Source organism: Mameliella sp. AT18 (assembly GCF_028807275.1).
Lineage (GTDB): Bacteria > Pseudomonadota > Alphaproteobacteria > Rhodobacterales > Rhodobacteraceae > Antarctobacter > Antarctobacter albus.
In genome coordinates, this window is the sequence record NZ_JARAMO010000063.1 from 1 (window position 1) to 16,235 (window position 16,235).

At 65.4% G+C, this 16,235-nt stretch carries 13 protein-coding genes and 1 tRNA gene; 8 read left to right on the forward strand and 6 right to left on the reverse strand.

Annotated elements, in window-relative coordinates; translation table 11 throughout:
* Positions 1-212: 212 nt before the first annotated feature.
* The 4 genes from PVW46_RS08065 to PVW46_RS08080 form a co-directional block, all read right to left on the reverse strand.
* Positions 213-1,046, reverse strand: coding sequence for a bifunctional allantoicase/(S)-ureidoglycine aminohydrolase (locus PVW46_RS08065; RefSeq protein ID WP_069210918.1), 834 nt, complete (start codon positions 1,044-1,046; stop codon positions 213-215).
* 174 nt (positions 1,047-1,220) lie between these two features.
* Positions 1,221-2,648, reverse strand: a complete 1,428-nt coding sequence (locus PVW46_RS08070; protein WP_274575533.1) for an RtcB family protein — start codon at positions 2,646-2,648, stop codon at positions 1,221-1,223.
* A 263-nt stretch (positions 2,649-2,911) separates the two neighbouring features.
* Positions 2,912-2,988 (reverse strand) — tRNA-Pro (locus tag PVW46_RS08075).
* A gap of 316 nt (positions 2,989-3,304) precedes the next feature.
* Positions 3,305-4,861: a TROVE domain-containing protein gene (locus PVW46_RS08080; RefSeq protein WP_069210917.1), complete on the reverse strand. Its 1,557-nt coding sequence runs from the start codon at positions 4,859-4,861 to the stop codon at positions 3,305-3,307.
* A 175-nt stretch (positions 4,862-5,036) separates the two neighbouring features.
* Between PVW46_RS08080 and rtcR the strand changes: the two genes are divergently transcribed.
* Positions 5,037-6,611 carry an RNA repair transcriptional activator RtcR gene (rtcR, locus tag PVW46_RS08085; RefSeq protein WP_069210916.1) on the forward strand — a complete coding sequence of 525 codons (1,575 nt, stop codon included), beginning with the start codon at positions 5,037-5,039 and terminating at the stop codon, positions 6,609-6,611.
* Between the two features lie 9 nt (positions 6,612-6,620).
* On the opposite strand, the gene PVW46_RS08090 is transcribed toward rtcR, so the two are convergent.
* Both PVW46_RS08090 and PVW46_RS08095 read right to left on the reverse strand, forming a co-directional pair.
* Positions 6,621-7,391 carry a carbon-nitrogen hydrolase family protein gene (locus PVW46_RS08090; protein ID WP_069210915.1) on the reverse strand — a complete coding sequence of 257 codons (771 nt, stop codon included), beginning with the start codon at positions 7,389-7,391 and terminating at the stop codon, positions 6,621-6,623.
* Positions 7,392-7,396: 5 nt separating this feature from the next.
* Positions 7,397-8,662 carry a flavin-containing monooxygenase gene (locus PVW46_RS08095; RefSeq protein ID WP_069210914.1) on the reverse strand — a complete coding sequence of 422 codons (1,266 nt, stop codon included), beginning with the start codon at positions 8,660-8,662 and terminating at the stop codon, positions 7,397-7,399.
* Between the two features lie 200 nt (positions 8,663-8,862).
* Between PVW46_RS08095 and PVW46_RS08100 the strand changes: the two genes are divergently transcribed.
* The 7 genes from PVW46_RS08100 to PVW46_RS08130 all read left to right on the forward strand — a co-directional run.
* On the forward strand, positions 8,863-9,279 hold the full coding sequence (locus PVW46_RS08100) for a RidA family protein (RefSeq protein WP_069211011.1): 417 nt from the start codon (positions 8,863-8,865) through the stop codon (positions 9,277-9,279).
* 48 nt (positions 9,280-9,327) lie between these two features.
* Positions 9,328-10,002: a DUF1028 domain-containing protein gene (locus tag PVW46_RS08105; RefSeq protein ID WP_069210913.1), complete on the forward strand. Its 675-nt coding sequence runs from the start codon at positions 9,328-9,330 to the stop codon at positions 10,000-10,002.
* 74 nt (positions 10,003-10,076) lie between these two features.
* Positions 10,077-11,018, forward strand: a complete 942-nt coding sequence (locus PVW46_RS08110) for a LysR family transcriptional regulator (protein ID WP_043137175.1) — start codon at positions 10,077-10,079, stop codon at positions 11,016-11,018.
* 87 nt (positions 11,019-11,105) lie between these two features.
* Positions 11,106-13,175, forward strand: a complete 2,070-nt coding sequence (locus PVW46_RS08115; RefSeq protein WP_069211010.1) for an oxidoreductase — start codon at positions 11,106-11,108, stop codon at positions 13,173-13,175.
* Positions 13,172-14,449 carry a pyridoxal phosphate-dependent decarboxylase family protein gene (locus tag PVW46_RS08120; protein WP_069210912.1) on the forward strand — a complete coding sequence of 426 codons (1,278 nt, stop codon included), beginning with the start codon at positions 13,172-13,174 and terminating at the stop codon, positions 14,447-14,449. Before PVW46_RS08115 ends, PVW46_RS08120 begins: the two co-directional genes overlap by 4 nt.
* Complete coding sequence (argE, locus tag PVW46_RS08125) at positions 14,449-15,579, forward strand: acetylornithine deacetylase (RefSeq protein WP_069210911.1); 1,131 nt, start codon at positions 14,449-14,451, stop codon at positions 15,577-15,579. The genes PVW46_RS08120 and argE overlap by 1 nt, the downstream gene beginning before the upstream one ends.
* Positions 15,580-15,789: 210 nt before the next feature.
* Positions 15,790-16,235, forward strand: a 446-nt coding sequence (locus tag PVW46_RS08130; RefSeq protein WP_274575541.1) for an ABC transporter ATP-binding protein, incomplete at its 3' end; no start/stop codon positions are given.

Sequence of the window (16,235 nt, forward strand, 5' to 3'; positions counted from 1 at the left end):
GGAGGTTCTGGACAGTCTGAACACCTAGGCGGACGGCAGCAAAGCCCCGCATACCTGCTACTTGAAACGAAAGCGCCCTCGCTGTTTTCCGCGAAGGCGCTTGACCACTATCAGTTCACGCCCGCCGTGCCAGCGGACCGGTGGCGCAACGCATCTGCTTGCGCACTTTTGGAAAACATCCCGGCCTTTTTGATGGCCTGCTTTGGCGCCAGTCAGCCGCGGGGCGTTAGCCGCAACGGCATATGCCGGTTCACGTCCTTGTAGAGCAAGTAGCGGAACCGCCCCGGCCCGCCCGCATAGCAGGCCTGTGGGCAGAAGGCGCGCAGCCACATGTAATCCCCGGCCTCGACCTCGACCCAGTCGGAGTTGAGCCGGTAGACCGCCTTGCCTTCGAGCACGTAGAGGCCGTGCTCCATCACGTGGGTCTCGGCAAAGGGGATCACGCCGCCGGGTTCAAACGTCACGACGGTCACATGCATGTCATGGCGCAAGTCGGTCTGATCGACGAACCGCGTGGTCGCCCATTTGCCGTCCGTGCCCGGCATGGCGGCGGGGGTAATGTCCTTTTCGTTGGTCACGAAGGCCTCGGGCGCGGGCAACCCCTCGACCGCCTCGTAGGCCTTGCGGATCCAGTGGAATTTCAGCAGAGCGTCACCGGTGTTCCGAAGGGTCCAGTCGGTCGCGGGCGGCAGGAAGGCAAAGCTCCCGGGTTCCAGCGCATGAGCCGTCCCGTCGATGGTCAGCGTACCGGTGCCCTCGACAACGAAAATCACGGCTTCGGCCCCAGGATCGGTTTCGGGCCGGTCAGACCCGCCGCCCGGCGCGACTTCCATGATGTACTGGGAAAAGGTCTCGGCAAAGCCGCTCAGCGGACGCGACAGCACCCACAGACGTGTGTCCTCCCAGAACGGCAGAAAGCTGGTGACGATGTCGCGCATCGTGCCCTTGGGGATCACCGCGTAGGCGTCGGTGAACACGGCGCGATCCGTCATGATCTGCTCTTGAGGAGGATGCCCCCCCATCTGTGCATAGTAGCTTGCGGTCATATTGGCCTCTGGGACATTGGGGTTCCTCCGAACCTAGCCTGACGCCCGGCGCCGGGCCAGCAAGCGGTTGCCGACAACTCTATTCCGAAAAACTTGAAAATGGGACGGATTGCCCCGGCTGAGCAGGATTGTCAGCGGGCCGGGCTGATCGCGCCGGCCCGCCTTCGGGACCCGTCAGGCACCGCGCCGGGCACCCTTCTTTTTCTTGGCCCAGAACGGTGGCACGTCGCCCGCCATGATGCAGCCGTATGGGTCGATGTAATCCTCGATCTCGGCCAGCCCGTAGGACTTGATCTGCGCCACGACGCTGTCCGCATCCTTGTAGCTGGACGGCAGTTCCGAGGCATCCACAGCCCCGGCGTGAAACCGGATGTCCAGCCCCTCTGTCTCGGCCTTCAGCATCTGGTCGGGCGTGACCGATCCCATGCGGCGGCGGTGCTCGGAACGGGAAAAGTTGCGCCCGGCCCCATGCGGGCTGAACCCCAGCCCGCTTGCCGCATCCAACCCGCGCGTCACCAGGACCGGCTGCGCCATGTTCAGCGGGATCAGCGTCAACCCGCTGGCGTCATCGGCATAGTCCTTCCAGGCCGGGGTCGCGCCCTTGCCGTGAAAGTAGAGATCGCCACGCTTGAAGACGAAGTTGTGCTCGTTCCAGAAACGGTCGCCCACCTCGGCCCCGGCAACCGCCGCCGTCGCGTCGTGGATCATCGCGTGATTGGTCTTGGTCCACTGGCGGATGATCTGCAGGGCGTCCCAGTAGTCCTGCCCCTCTTCGCTATCCGCCGGAATCCAGGCGTTCTGCTTCAGCGTTTCGGGCGACAGCTCTCGGCGAAAACGTTCCGCCGCGATCATCCCCTCCTTGTAGAGCACCGCCCCCGGACCGCGAGAGCCGTGGTGCGTGACCATCGCCGTGCGCCCGGTCTTGCGTGAACGTCCGACGAACAGGAAATGATTGCCATCCCCCTGCGTCCCCAGGTGCGCCTGCGCCATGCCCAGGATCTTCTGCGTGCAGAGGAAGGAGTTGTAGCGGATCTCGTCCAGTAGATCGACCGGCAGGCTATAGCGTTTGCCCTGCGGGCGCCCGCCGGGTCCGAAATGCGTGACCGACTGCGCGGCGTCCAGCACCGCCCCGGGATCGGCCATCCCCATGTCCGAGATCATGACCGAACAACAGATGTCGGCCGAATGCATCCCGGGATGGATCGCGTTTCTTGCAGCCGCCACGCCCCCGACCGGGATCGTCCCTTCCGGTCCTGCCGGGCAGGCGTCGGGCATGATCGCCCCGGCCTCGATCGTTGGCGTGCGCATCAGTTCGCGCATGGTGGCACGGACCTTGGCGACGTTCTCCTGCTCGTCGGGATGCGAAATCTCGATGTTCTCGGAAAAGGCCAATTCGCCGGGCGCGCGCAGCGCCAGCGTGTCCGGCTCTGGCGGGGCCATTCCATCCAATTCCTGGCGGATGCGCACAAGGCCGTAACCCTCGGCACGCATCGCGTTCGCCTTTTCCAGCAGAACGGGGAAATGCTTGCCAGGGCGGTGGCCCCAGTCCTTGAGGTGGTGCCCGGTGACCGGGTCAAACGTGGCTTCATCCGACATCGTCATGAAAACATCTCCTGAAATGGCCCCCGGCGACAAGGGTGAAGAAACATGTCCGGAACCCGCCCCGCGCGTGACGCGCGTTTGCCGTCTGGGCGATTGCCAAAGGCGGAATCGAACCGCCTGGTGACCCGGTCTGGTTGGAGGCATGTAGTTCCTTCGGCATTCGCCGGGGATTTCCTTTCGAATTTGGCCGGGAGGACAAGGAGTTGCGAGGTGTGGCATGTGTGAAAGACAAGTAACCCCGCAGGCATTCCTCCCGGATGAAATGGTCAGGGATGAAGGATTCGAACCTTCGGCTTCCGCAGTCCGGGTGCGGCACTCTGCCAAACTGAGCTAATCCCTGGCAATTTGTCCCGGCGACTAAGGGGTGGCGAAACATGACCTGCTCTTCCGTTGAGCTACGCGGCCATAGTCCCCGTTGGGGCACCGATCCGACAGGCGGGAAAACCCTGCCCGTGAATGGTGTGTGGCGGCCGCGACGGGATTCGAACCCGCAACCTGGGCGTTAACAGCGCTGTAGTTCCGCCGGCATTCGCCGGGATTGAATCCTTTCCGTCCATGTTCCGATGGGTCAGGCGGACAAGAAAATGACGAGACAGGTACATGTCCTGAAAATGTAGTCCCGTCGGCATTCCGCCTGACCCTTTGGTGTCAGATGCTCAGAGCTCGATCTTCTCGATCTCCTGCACCCAGTGCTCGGACCCTTGCCGGCCCTTCGCGAAATCCGCGATCCGGTCAAAGACCGCGTCCGAGAACCCGCCGATGTTCAGCACGTCCTCACGAGTCTGCGCCTGCGTCGTGCCGTAGGGCGCGATGTCGATACAGACCAGCTTGGCCTGCGGGTTGCGCCGTTTCAGCGCCGCCCATTCGTGCATCATCGCCGTCGACTGGCGCCCGCCCCGGGCATCCACCCAGGACTGGTTATCGGACACGAAGACCACAAGGTCCGGTGCGCGATGACGCTCGTTGAGCTGCCGCAGCGGTGCCGAACAGTTGGTCCCGCCCCCGGCCAGGGCCGACAGGCGATCCGCGTTGGTCAGGATCGTGTCGCGCGGGTTCAGGCGTGCGTTGCGCACCGTCACCTCGAACGGCAGAACCTGGCACTTGCGGTTCACCCGCATGAACGACGCCGCAACCAATGCGGCCACGTCCACGTGACGCACCGCCGAGCTTGCGCCCTTGCGGTAGCCGGTCACCGGCCATGTCATCGACGCCGAGACGTCCGGGCAGACCACGACCTCGCCAGAGACCTTCGGCACGTTGCGCACCGCCAACTCCATCGCGTCATGCAAGGCATCCACGATCTCGCGGGGCATCTCGTCGCTCGCGTGCTTGGCCGCAACCATCATCTGGTACGGAAAGGCCCGCGCCTTCGAGACCGCCTTGGGGTCTCGCAGCTTTGCCGCGACCTGTTCCACCATCCGCGCATCGGCGAAGACGCCCTTGCGCAGGAAGGTGTTCAGGTTCTGGCGCACCATCTGCCACGAGCCCTTGCGCGCGATCTGCGCCCAGTGGTCCGCGGTCAGCGGCAGTTGCGTCAGCATCTGGAACGGCACGTCGGGCAAGTCCCCGTCGGCCCCTTCGTTGAAGGTCATCCAGTCCTGCACAGCCTCCGGCAGTTTCGACACGTCGCAGGGACGCCCGACGATCCAGGCGAACAGCGCCTCGCGCTCTGCCGTCTCCGGCTTCGGGTGCACCATCCTGATCACGTCCTTCAGCGACGGATCGTTGCCGATATTGGCGTTCAGGATGGCCCGGTCCGAGGCCGTGTTCAGCCAGTGCTGCACCATCGCCTTGGGCGCCGAGCCCAGCGACTTGCGCCCGGTCTGGCCCGACCGCACGATCTGCACGAAGGTCCGCAGCATCTTGCCGTGATCCACCACGCGGCCAAAGACCGCCCGGAAGAGCGCCGGATCGCGCCGCGCCAGCACCGCCAGAAGCACCGCCGGCATGTCCTTCATGTAGCCCGACTGGCGGGCATAGATCGCCGTCTGCGCCAGGAAGGCCGGTTCGACCTTTTCGGCAAGCGCAACCACACGGGTCAGTTCATCCTGGGCGGACTGGTAGAACAGGCCACCGAATGTGCCTGTGGCCGCCATCTGCGCCAGGGCATGTGCATCGGAATAGGCGTAGGCCGGCGCGCCTTCGGCGTTCACGGTGGTTGCCTTGGGCAGCAACCGGCCCCGGATCGATGCAAACACGGATTTGTTTGCCATTGCTCTGTTCCTTCGTTGTTGGTGAGGATGTTTTGCCATGAGCAAGGCGGTCGCCCGAGGAAAAATGAAAATTCAGTCAAGGCACTGAATTCAAATGACTAATCTGGGCATTGCCGGAATCCCCCCACCTCGTTACGATATCGTTAGATATTGATTTATCATTCTGGATAACCACATGCGCAACGTCGTCCTCGGATTCCTCGGAACGCAGCTCGACATGGGGCGCAGGCGGCGCTGGAAGCCCACGGTGAGTCTGGTCACGCATGACGGCTTCCCCGTCGACCGGCTCGAAATCCTCTATGACATGCGGTTCAGGGATCTTGCCGACATCGTCCGGACCGAGGTGCAGGAAACCAATCCGCAGACAGAGGTCATGCTGCGCAACCTCGACCTATCCGATCCCTGGGATTTCCAGGAGGTCTACGGCAAGCTCTTCGACTTTGCCCGCGGCTACGGATTCGACGAGGACCGCGAGAGGTATCATGTTCACCTGACCACAGGCACGCATGTGGCGCAGATCTGCTGGTTCCTGCTGACCGAAAGCCGCCACATCCCCGCCCGGCTGATCCAGACCGGCCCGCCGGGCCGGGAAGAGGACAAGGCCAAGTTCGACCTCATCGACCTCGACCTCAGCCGCTACAACGCGCTGCAACAGCGGTTCGATCAGCTGTCCCGCGAATACAGCGACCAGTTGAAAGGCGGGATCGCGACCTCGAACCCCGCCTACAACGCGTTGATCGACCGGATCGAACTGGTGGCCAGCAATTCCAATGAGCCGATCCTGCTGCTGGGGGAGACCGGCACCGGCAAGACGCAGCTGGCCGAGCGCATCTATTCGCTGAAACTGGACAGGCGTCGGCTCAAGGGCCGGCTGGTCCATGTAAACTGCGCCACGCTGCGCGGCCAGGATGCGCGGGCCACGCTGTTCGGCCAGCGACGCAGCTTTACCGGGCAGGCAGGGACCGAACGCAGCGGGCTCTTACGCGAGGCGGACGGCGGGGTGCTGTTCCTCGACGAGGTGGACGAACTGGGCCTCAAGGAGCAGTCGATCCTGTTGCACGCCATCGAAAGCGGGCGATTTTATCCACTGGGCTCGGATAGCGAAGTGACAAGCCGGTTCCAGGTCATCGCGGGCGCGAACCGTGACCTGCGCGCTTTAACGGCTGAGGGGCTGTTCCGTTCCGACCTGCTGGCGCGCCTGAACATGTGGAGTTTCCGCCTGCCCGCCCTGCGTGAGCGGCGCGAGGACATCGAGCCCAACCTGCGCTTTGAACTGGACCGGGCTGAAAAGGACCTCGGCAACCGCGTGGGCTTCAACACCGATGCCCGCGACCGTTACCTGAGGTTTGCCTCCGATCCGGGCACGCCCTGGCCCGGCAATTTCCGCGATTTCGGCGGGTCGATCCGGCGGCTGTGCGTGCTGGCCCCGCGGGGGCGGATCACCCTGGCGATGGTCGAGGATGAGATCGCCACTCTGCAGGCCGACTGGCGCAGCGCCGAGGCCGATGGCGATGCAAGGCTTGTCCGGGAGGTACTGGGCGAGGCCGCCGCCGAGATCGACCGTTTCGACCTGGTGCAACTGGCCGAGGTGATCCGCTGTTGCCGCAACTCTGCCAGCCTCAGCGCGGCGGGCCGCAGCCTCTTCGCCGCCTCACGCGCGAAACGCACCTCGACCAATGATGCGGACCGGCTGCGCAAGTACCTTGCGCGGTTCGAACTGGACTGGGCGGCGGTCAGCGACGGCGAATAAGACCCCTGCCTACTCGATCTCGCGCCGATCCCGGTTCTGGGTGCTGAGAAAAGCGGAATCCAGCCTGTCGCGATGCCCGAGATCGGCGATCAACAGCGCCTCGCCCGCCCCGGCCCGTGCCAGCACATTGCCGTCCGGCCCGACGATGGAAGAGTGACCGCCAAATTCCAGGCCTGCCTCACTGCCGTGGTAATTCGCATAGACCACCGTCATCGCGTTCTCAAAGGCGCGCGCGGGCACCAGCACGTCGGCGACATTCTCGAACCCCGCCGGGTTTGCCGTCGGCACCAGCAACAGGTCGACACCGCGCCGGGACAGCGCCGTGACGTGATGGGCAAATTCCACGTCGTAACAGATCAGCAGCGCGGCCCGGAAACCGCCCAGGTCGAAGGTGCAATAGGCCTCGCCCGGCGCGAAACTCGCCGCCTCCATCGGACCGAACAATTGCACCTTGCGGTAATGCGCCAGTTTCGCGCCGGTAGGGTCGAAACAGCTGGCGGCGTTGAAGACCGTATCGCCATCGCGTTCAGCCCAGCCCAGGGTCAGCCCGACCCCCGCCACCCGGCACAGATCGGCAAGGCGGCGCTCCCAGTCACCGTCCTGTTCCTGTGACAGGGCGGAATGCAGGTCGGGGCGGTTGTAGCCGGGCAGGAACAGTTCGGGGAAGACGGCCATGCGCGCGCCCATCGCGCTGGCCGCAGTCAGGGCGCGTTCGATGCGGTCAAAGGCGCCCTCGATGTCGCCATCGGTGGGCGCCCCCTGGTACAGGGCCAGTTTCATGGGCGTCAGGCATCCTCTGTCACGCGGCGGGCATTGCCCTGATATGCCATGTAGCCGCGCTGGATGTCGATCTGGTCGGCGATGAACTTGGCATCGTGCCAGACACCCCAGATAAAGGACGACCCCCGGCGGCTCTGCCAGGGCAACCCGACGAAATAGAGCCCCGGCTCCTCGGACACGCCGCGCTGGTGGATCGGACGGCCGCGATCATCGAAGGTATCGGCCTTGATCCAGCCGAAGTCGAAGGCATAGCCCGTCGCCCAGAGCACCGTGCCGATCCCGGCCTCGGCCAGGTCCAGCTCAAGGATCGGGTCACGCACGCAGGCGGGGTCGTCCGGGATGATGCGCGCCTCCGGCTCTTCCGGCAGATCCAGTCCATGACGGGCGATATAGGCATCCGCCTCGTCCAGGACCGAAAGGTAATTGGCGTCGCCCTTGTCGAGGTTCTCTTTCAGATCCGGCGCAAACCGCAGCTTGCCGTTCTCATAGCCCGCGGTCATGCCCAGCAGGGTCATGCCCTGTTCCGCCAGCTTGCGGAAATCCACGGTCTTGCCGCCCTCGGCGCCACTGACCGCGATGGTGACATGCTCGGTCCCCGGGCCGGGTGAATCCGCGTTCCACTTGCCCAATACACCCAGCCACCAGACGTTGTCGCGCCCACGATAGCGGCGCGGCGGACGGTCGTGCGGACCCATAGAAAGATAGACGCGGCGCCCCGCCTTCATCAGTTCCTCGGCGATCTGCACACCGGAGGACCCGCCGCCAACGACCAGCACCGCGCCTTCCGGCAGCTGGTCGGGATTGCGATAGGCGTTGGAGTGCATTTGCATCGGTCCGGCATCCTCGGGCAGGATCGGCGGGATGGCGGGGCGCTGGAACGGGCCGGTGGCCGCCACGACATGCCGCGCCTCGATCACACCTTGCGAGGTCTCGACCCGGAACCCGGGCCGCCCGTCCAGCGGGGTGACGGAGGTCACCTCGACGCCGGTACGTAGCGGCGCGCCGATCTTCTTGGCATAGGCGACGAAATAATCGGCCACGCTTTCCTTGTCCGGGAAGGCATCGCCGTCGCAGTCGAACTCCATGTTCGGGAAACGGTCATGCCAGGCCGGACCATTGGCCACCAGCGAGTCCCAGCGCCCGGTGCGCCAGCGTTCGGCGATGCGATCACGCTCCAGCACGATATGGGGCACGCCCAGCTTGCCCAGGTGCTCGCTCATCGCGATGCCGGCCTGACCGCCGCCAACGACAACCGTATCCGTGCTTTCCATTCCCGCGGTCCTCCGATCCATCATTGCCGGGCACCCTAGGGCCGGGCCTGTCCCCACCGAAACACGGTTTTCGTGAAGCCTTGCTTGGGGTCAGGCTAAGCGCGGTTAGGGGTGCCCTAAGCGACGATGAGGCTATCGGTTCTTTCCGCCGGACCCTGCGCAAGGGGATGTTCGCCGTGATGCATCGACAGGAGACCGACATGGCGCACAAGCGCATCCGCACGTTCAACACGCGCGACACATACCCGGAACAGAGCCTGGACAACGACCTGTGCCAGGCGGTCGTCACGCGTGGCGGCAGCACGGTCTGGATGCGCGGTCAGTGCCCGCAGGATCTGGACACGGCCAGGAACATCGACAGCCACGATCCAGCAGAGCAGACCCACAAGGTGATGCAGAACATCCGCCAGCTTGTCGAGGAAGCCGGGGGCGAGATGAGCCATGTGGTCAAGCTGGTTGTCTATATCACCGACGTGCGCCACCGCGAGGCGATCTACCGGGTCATGGGGGAATACATCAAGGGCGTTCACCCGGTCTGCACCGGTCTTGTCGTGCAGGCGCTGGCGCGGCCCGAGTGGCTGGTCGAGATCGACGCCACCGCCGTCATTCCCGATTGAGTCCGAAGAGTTGGGTATTTTCACCAAGAAGAAACACAGGGGGCGGGAATGACCTTTTCACTTGTCGCAAGATGCGCCGACACGGGCATGTTCGGGGTGGCGATTTCGTCGTCTTCCCCGGCGGTGGCGGCACGCTGTTCCTATGCGCGGGCCGGCGTCGGCGCCGTGGCTTCGCAGAACGTGACCGATCCGACGCTGGGGCCGCTGGCGCTGGACCTGATGGCGGGCGGCATGAGCGCGGCAGAGGCCCTGGCCGAGGTGCAGAAGCGCGGCAAGTTCATCGAGTACCGGCAGGTGCTGGCGGTGGATTCTTCCGGTGGCACGGCGATCCATTCGGGGCCGAACTCGCTAGGGATATGGACGCAGGCGCAGGGGCGTGACGTGGCCTCTGGCGGGAACCTGCTGGACAACGACGGCGTGCCGGCGGCCATCGTCGCCGGGTTCGAGACGGCCCAGGGCCACCTGGGTGACAGGCTGATTGCCGCGATGCGCGCAGGGCTGGCGGCGGGCGGTGAGGCCGGACCGGTGCATTCGGCGGGGATGATGCTGGTGGACAAGGTGCCCTGGCCCGTTGCCGACCTGCGCTGCGACTGGACCGAGGATTGTCCGATCGAGGCGGTGGCGACCGCCTGGGAGGTCTACAAGGGGCAACTGGACGCCTACGTCCAGCGCGCGCTGGACCCGCGCGAGGCGCCCTCCTACGGGGTCCCCGGGGACGAATGAGCCGCGCGCAGCGCGCTTGCAACCCCGGGACGCTTGGACAAAGCTTGAACAGGCCAACTGTTCAAGGACGCGGAATGCTGCGCTACACCCTCCGGCAACTGGAATATTTCGTCGCCGTGGGCGAGGCGGGCAGCATTGCGCGCGCCTCTGAGCGGATCAACGTCTCTTCGCCGTCGATTTCCGCCGCCATTGCCCAGCTGGAACAGGAATTCGGCCTGCCACTTTTCGTACGCCAACACGCGCAGGGCCTGTCGCTGACGCAGGGCGGGCGGCAGATGATGGAACAGGCGCGGCTGGTGCTGCGCGAGGCGGCAGCGATGAACGACATCGCCGGCGACATCGCGGGAAAGGTGCGCGGACCCTTGTCGGTCGGCTGCCTTCTGACCTTTGCCCAACTGGTCCTGCCGGGGCTCAGGCGCGGGTTCGAGGCGCAGTACCCCGAGGTGCGGTTGCGGCAGGTTGAATTGAACCAGGTCGAGCTGTTCAGCGCCCTGCGCCGATCCGAGATCGACCTGGCGCTGACCTATGACCTGGACGTGCCCGCCGACCTGCAGTTTACCGGCCTCGTCCGCCTGCCACCTATCGCGCTGATGGGCACCGGGCACCCGTTGGCGGGGCGCGACGCCGTGTCGATAGAGGAACTCAAGGATCACCCGATGGTCCTGCTGGACCTGCCGCTGAGCGCCGATTACTTCCTGTCCTTCTTCGACGCCGTCGGCGGCAAGCCGGTGATCGCCGAGCGCACCCGCGACATGGCGGTGATGCGCAGCCTTGTCGCCAATGATTTCGGCTATTCCATCGCCAATGTCCGCCCGCTGAGCGACAGCGCGCCGGACGGCAACCCGGTGCGCTGCGTGCCGATCACGGGCGCCGTCCGGCCCCTGCGCATGGGGTTCCTCACGGCGCAGGACGCGGACCGGTCGAACGCGGTGCGGGCCTTCATCGAATACGGCAGCGACCTGGTGCGCGCTGGCAAGCTGGCCCGCATCGGCGGCGAACCCATCGTCCCGGCTTAGCGCCTTCCTAAGCAACGCTTTCGCAGGGCGGACTTTCGGGCCCTTGCCCGATGGGTATCCTGCGCCCGACAGATGATGGAGCAGACCTTGCGCGACCCCCGTTACGACATTCTTTTCGAACCGCTGGCCATCGGGCCGGTGACCGCGAAAAACCGGTTCTACCAGGTGCCGCATTGCAACGGGGGCGGCTATCGCGACCCCTCCGCCGCCGCCGCCATGCGCGGGATCAAGTCCGAGGGCGGCTGGGGCGTGGTGTTCACCGAACAATGCGAGATGCACCACACCTCGGAAATCACGCCGTTCATCGAGCTGCGCCTGTGGGAGGACAAGGACATCCCGATGCTGGCGAAGATGGCCGGCAAGATGAAGGAACACGGCGCGCTGGCAGGCATCCAGCTGGCTTATTCCGGGATCAACGGGCCGAACCTTTATACCAAGGAGGTGCCCTTGGCGGTGTCGCCGGGGCCGATCCGGACCTTTACCAATGACCCGGTACAGGCGCGCGCCCTGTCCAAGGGTGAAATCAAGGACCTGCGCCGCTGGTTCGTGAACGCGGCCAAGCGGTCCAAGGCGGCCGGGTTCGACCTGATCTGCCTGTACGGCGCGCATGGGTTCGGCATCTTTCAGCACTTCCTCAGCCGCGCCACCAACATGCGCGACGACGAATACGGCGGCTCGCTGGAAAACCGCTCGCGGTTCGCGCGCGAGGTGATCGCGGACATGCGCGACGCGGTGGGGGACACGATGGGGATCACGCTGCGGGTCTCGCTGGACGAAACCATCGGCGACCTGGGCTTTTCCAATGCCGAGGTGCGCGACTTCGTCGAGATGAACAAGGACCTGCCGGACCTGTGGGACCTCGCGCACGGCACCTGGGAGGATTGTTCGGGCCCAAGCCGCTTCAAGGAGGAGGCCGCGCAAGAGGCGCTGGTCAAGGGCATCCGCGAGTTGTCGTCGAAACCCGTGGTGGGGGTCGGTCGCTTTACCTCGCCCGACGTGATGGCGCGGATGATCCGGCAGGGTACGCTGGACGCCATCGGGTGTGCGCGGCCCTCGATTGCCGATCCCTTCCTGCCGAAGAAGGTCGAGGAAGGGCGGATCGACGACATCCGCGAATGCATCGGCTGCAACATCTGCATCACCGGCGACATGACCATGTCGATCAGCCGCTGCACCCAGAACCCGACCTTCATGGAGGAATGGCGCAAGGGCTGGCATCCGGAACGGATGAACGCCAAGGGGGCCAGCCAGTCGGTGCTGGTGGTCGGCTCCGGCCCCGCCGGGCTGGAGGCGACGCGCGCGCTGGCGGAACGCGGCTATGACGTGGCGCTGGCCGAGGCCGGCACCGCCCTGGGCGGGCGCGTGGCGCGCGAGAGGTTGCTGCCGGGCCTGTCGGCCTGGGGGCGGGTGGCGGACTACCGCGAATACCAGATCAGCCAGAAACCCAACGTACAAAGCTATTTCGACAGTGAACTGGACGCGGAGAGCATCCTCGAATTCGGCTTCGAACACGTGTGCCTGGCCACCGGCGCCAAGTGGCGCCGTGACGGGGTCAGCCGCCAGCATGTGGTGCCGATGCCGATGGACGACAGCATGTCGATCTACACGCCCGATGACATCATGGATGGCAAGCGCCCCTCGGGCCATGTCGTGATCTACGATGACGACCACTATTACATGGGCGGCGTGTTGGCCGAACTGCTGCGGCAGGAGGGTTGCGAGGTGACCATCGTCACGCCTTCGGCCTATCTGTCGGACTGGACGGTCAACACGCTGGAACAGCACACGATCCACAAGCGGCTGGCCGAAATGGGGGTCGAGATCGTGCTGAACCGGGGCGTCACCCGGATCGGCAAGGGCCATGTCGTGACCAACTGCACTTACACCGACCGCACCTCAGAACTGGGCTGTGACGCGGTGGTTGTCGTGGCCTCGAAACTGGAAAGCAATCAGGTCTATGCGGACCTCAAGGCGCGCGAGACCGATTGGGCCGATGCGGAAATCAAAACGGTCCGGATCATCGGCGACGCCGAGGCACCCGGCCCCATCGCCTGGGCAACCTACGCGGGACACCGCTATGCTCGGGAACTGGACGGAGAGAACATCGGCGACGCTCTGCCCTTCCGACGCGAAATCACGGAGTTGGCAGCAGAGTGAGCGACGACGCCGTTCCCTTCGCGCCCGAGGCGACCCGCGCGATCCTCGACTGGACCGAACGGCGCATTGCCGAGGGGCCGGACCCGAAACACGGCGCAGGCTTTTGCCGCGCTGGAGCCCGTGCCGGGCGGATCAATCACCGCCGACGGCATCGGCGCCGACAAGGCCTTCGGCCTGTTCTCGGACACCATCGTGCCGTCGACCCGGCCGTTCGGTCACCCGACCAGCCTGTCCTTCGTCGCCTCGGCCCCCAGCCGCGCGGCGCTGAGTTTCGACGCGGCGCTTGGCGCGGCGGGAATCTTTGCCGGCAACTGGGACGGCGGTGCGGGCGCCATCCACGCGGAAACCAGACGCTGCGCTGGATCGCGGACCTTGCCGGCTGGCCGGCCAGCGCGGGCGGCGTCTTTGTCGCGGGCGGCACGCTGGGCAACCTTTCGGCCCTGCACGCCGCGCGGGAATGGCACCGGCGCTACCGGCCCTGCGAGGGGTGCGGTGCCATCCTCTGTTCCTCCGAGGCGCACAGCTCGATCCAGGCGGTCGCCCGGGTCATGAATGTCGCGGTCATTGCGGTCGAAGCGGACGAAACCGGGCGCATGACCGCGCAGGCCGCCATCCCGCATCTCTCCGAGGCGGTCTTTGCCATCGTCGCCAATGGCGGCGCGACCAACTGCGGCGCGGTGGACGACATCGCCGGGCTGGCAGACCTTGCACAGGCGCATGGCCTCTGGCTGCATGTCGACGGTGCCTATGGCGGCGCGGCCTTGGCCGCCCCCGCGATGCGGCCCGCCTTCGACGGGATCGAACGGACCGACAGCCTGATTGTCGATCTGCACGAGTGGCTCTTTGCTCCCTACGACAACTGCGCGCTGCTCTATCGTGACGCCGGCCACGGCGCGGCGGCGCATGGGCAACAGACAGTCTACCTCGACACGGTGGACAAGACCCACTGGAACCCGTCCGATTACGCACTGCACCTGACCCGGCGGGCACGGGGCCTGCTGCTCTGGTTCTCTCTGGCGATGCACGGGACCGAGGCCTACGCCAAGGCCATCGCCACCACCCGGCAGGTCGCAGAGGACATCGCCAAAGGCATCGACGCCATGCCGGGGCTCGACCTGCTGCTTGACCCGCAGTTGACAGTGATCCTCTTCCGCCCGCAGAACATGGACGAGGCAGAGATGATCGTATGGGGCGAGATGGTCTTTCGCCTCTGCATCGTGAACCCGGCCACCCGCGCGGACGAGGTACTGGCAATCCTGGAGACGCTCACCTGATGACGCAGACGCTGGAGATCCTCGACCGGCTCATTTCATTCGACACGGTCAGCACCCGGTCCAATCTGGATCTGATCGCCTATGTCGAGGACTTCCTGAAGTCGCGCGGCTTTGCCGTGACCCGCGTGGCGGACCCGTCCGAGCCGAAGGCCGGGCTCTATGCCAGCATCGGGCCTGAGGGCGCCGGAGTGATGCTCTCGGCGCATACCGATGTCGTGCCGGTCGAGGGGCAGGAGTGGACGCGCGACCCGTTCAGGCTGACGAGCGAGGGCAACAGGCTGTTCGGGCGCGGCACCACCGACATGAAGGGATTCCTGGCCTCGATGCTGGCGGCGGCGGACCGGGCATCGCAAGCCCCGCTGCGCGAACCCCTGAAACTGGCGATATCCTATGACGAAGAGGTGGGTTGTGTCGGGATCGCCCGGATGATCGACGCGCTGGAACCAGCCATCGGCCTGCCTCGTGCCTGCATCGTGGGCGAACCGACCGAAATGCGGGTGGCCGTGGGCCACAAGGGCAAGCAGGGGCTGCGTGCCATCTGCCACGGCGAGGCCGGGCATTCCGCGCTGGCGCCACGGTTCACTAACGCGCTGCACCTTGCGGCGGACCTTGTCACCGGCCTGCGCGGGCTGCAGGACGATCTGGCCCGGCACGGCGCGCGGGACGCAGATTATGCCGTGCCCTACAGCACCGTTCATGCCGGTGTGCTCAAGGGCGGCACCGTGCTCAACATCGTGCCCGACCGGGCCGAGTTGTTGTTCGAGTTCCGCCACCTCGCCGCCGATGCGCCAGCGAACCTCGTGGCGCGGATCAGGGCGCTGGCCTCTCAGATCGCAGAACGGCACGGCACCGCCATCGACCTGCAAGAGGTCACGGGCTATCCCGGCCTCGACACCGCGCCGGATGCCGAGGTCACGCGCCTGACCCAACGGCTGGCCCGGACGCAGGACCTGACCAAGGTCGCCTTTGGTACCGAGGCGGGGTTCTTCGACGCCCTGGGCATCCCCACCGTTGTCTGCGGACCGGGCAGCATGGAAGGCCAGGGGCACAAGCCCGACGAATACCTGGAACGCGGCCAGCTGACGGCCTGCGACTCGATGATGGACGCGCTGCTCGACGAGCTGCGCTGATCCTCGAATTTACAATTCGCCCTGATTTTACCCAGATGCGCCCATCTTTTGGGCGCACCCCTCGACACCTTGGGAAAACAACGCGAAATCCGCTGTTTCCTGGCCGATTAGGCTGAAGCTAAGGCGCGCTGAGGCAGTCGTTTCTTCTGGCATCCGGGCGCATATCCCTATGCTCTGCCGCAGGGAAACGGACACTTGGGCGGGACAGGCGTGACCAGAAAGACAAACGACGCGATCGAGGTGCGAAACGCCGTCAAGCGTTACGGCACCTTCACGGCACTCAAACAGGTGTCACTGACGATTTCGGACAATGAGTTCTTTACGCTGCTCGGCCCCTCGGGCTGTGGCAAGACCACGCTTCTGCGGATGATCGCCGGGTTCGAGGACGTGACCGAAGGCGGCATCTTTCTTTTCGGCGAAGAGATCGAGGGCCTGCCGCCGCACAAGCGCCCGATCAACACCGTGTTCCAGAACTACGCGCTGTTCCCCCACATGACGGTCCTCGACAACGTGGGCTTCGGGCTGGAGATGCTGGGCAAGAGCAAGTCAGAGGCCCGCAAGCGCGCCGGCGAGGTTCTGGAAATGGTGCAGCTGTCGCAATTCTCGGCCCGCAAGCCATCGCAGCTGTCCGGCGGCCAGCAACAGCGCGTCGCCCT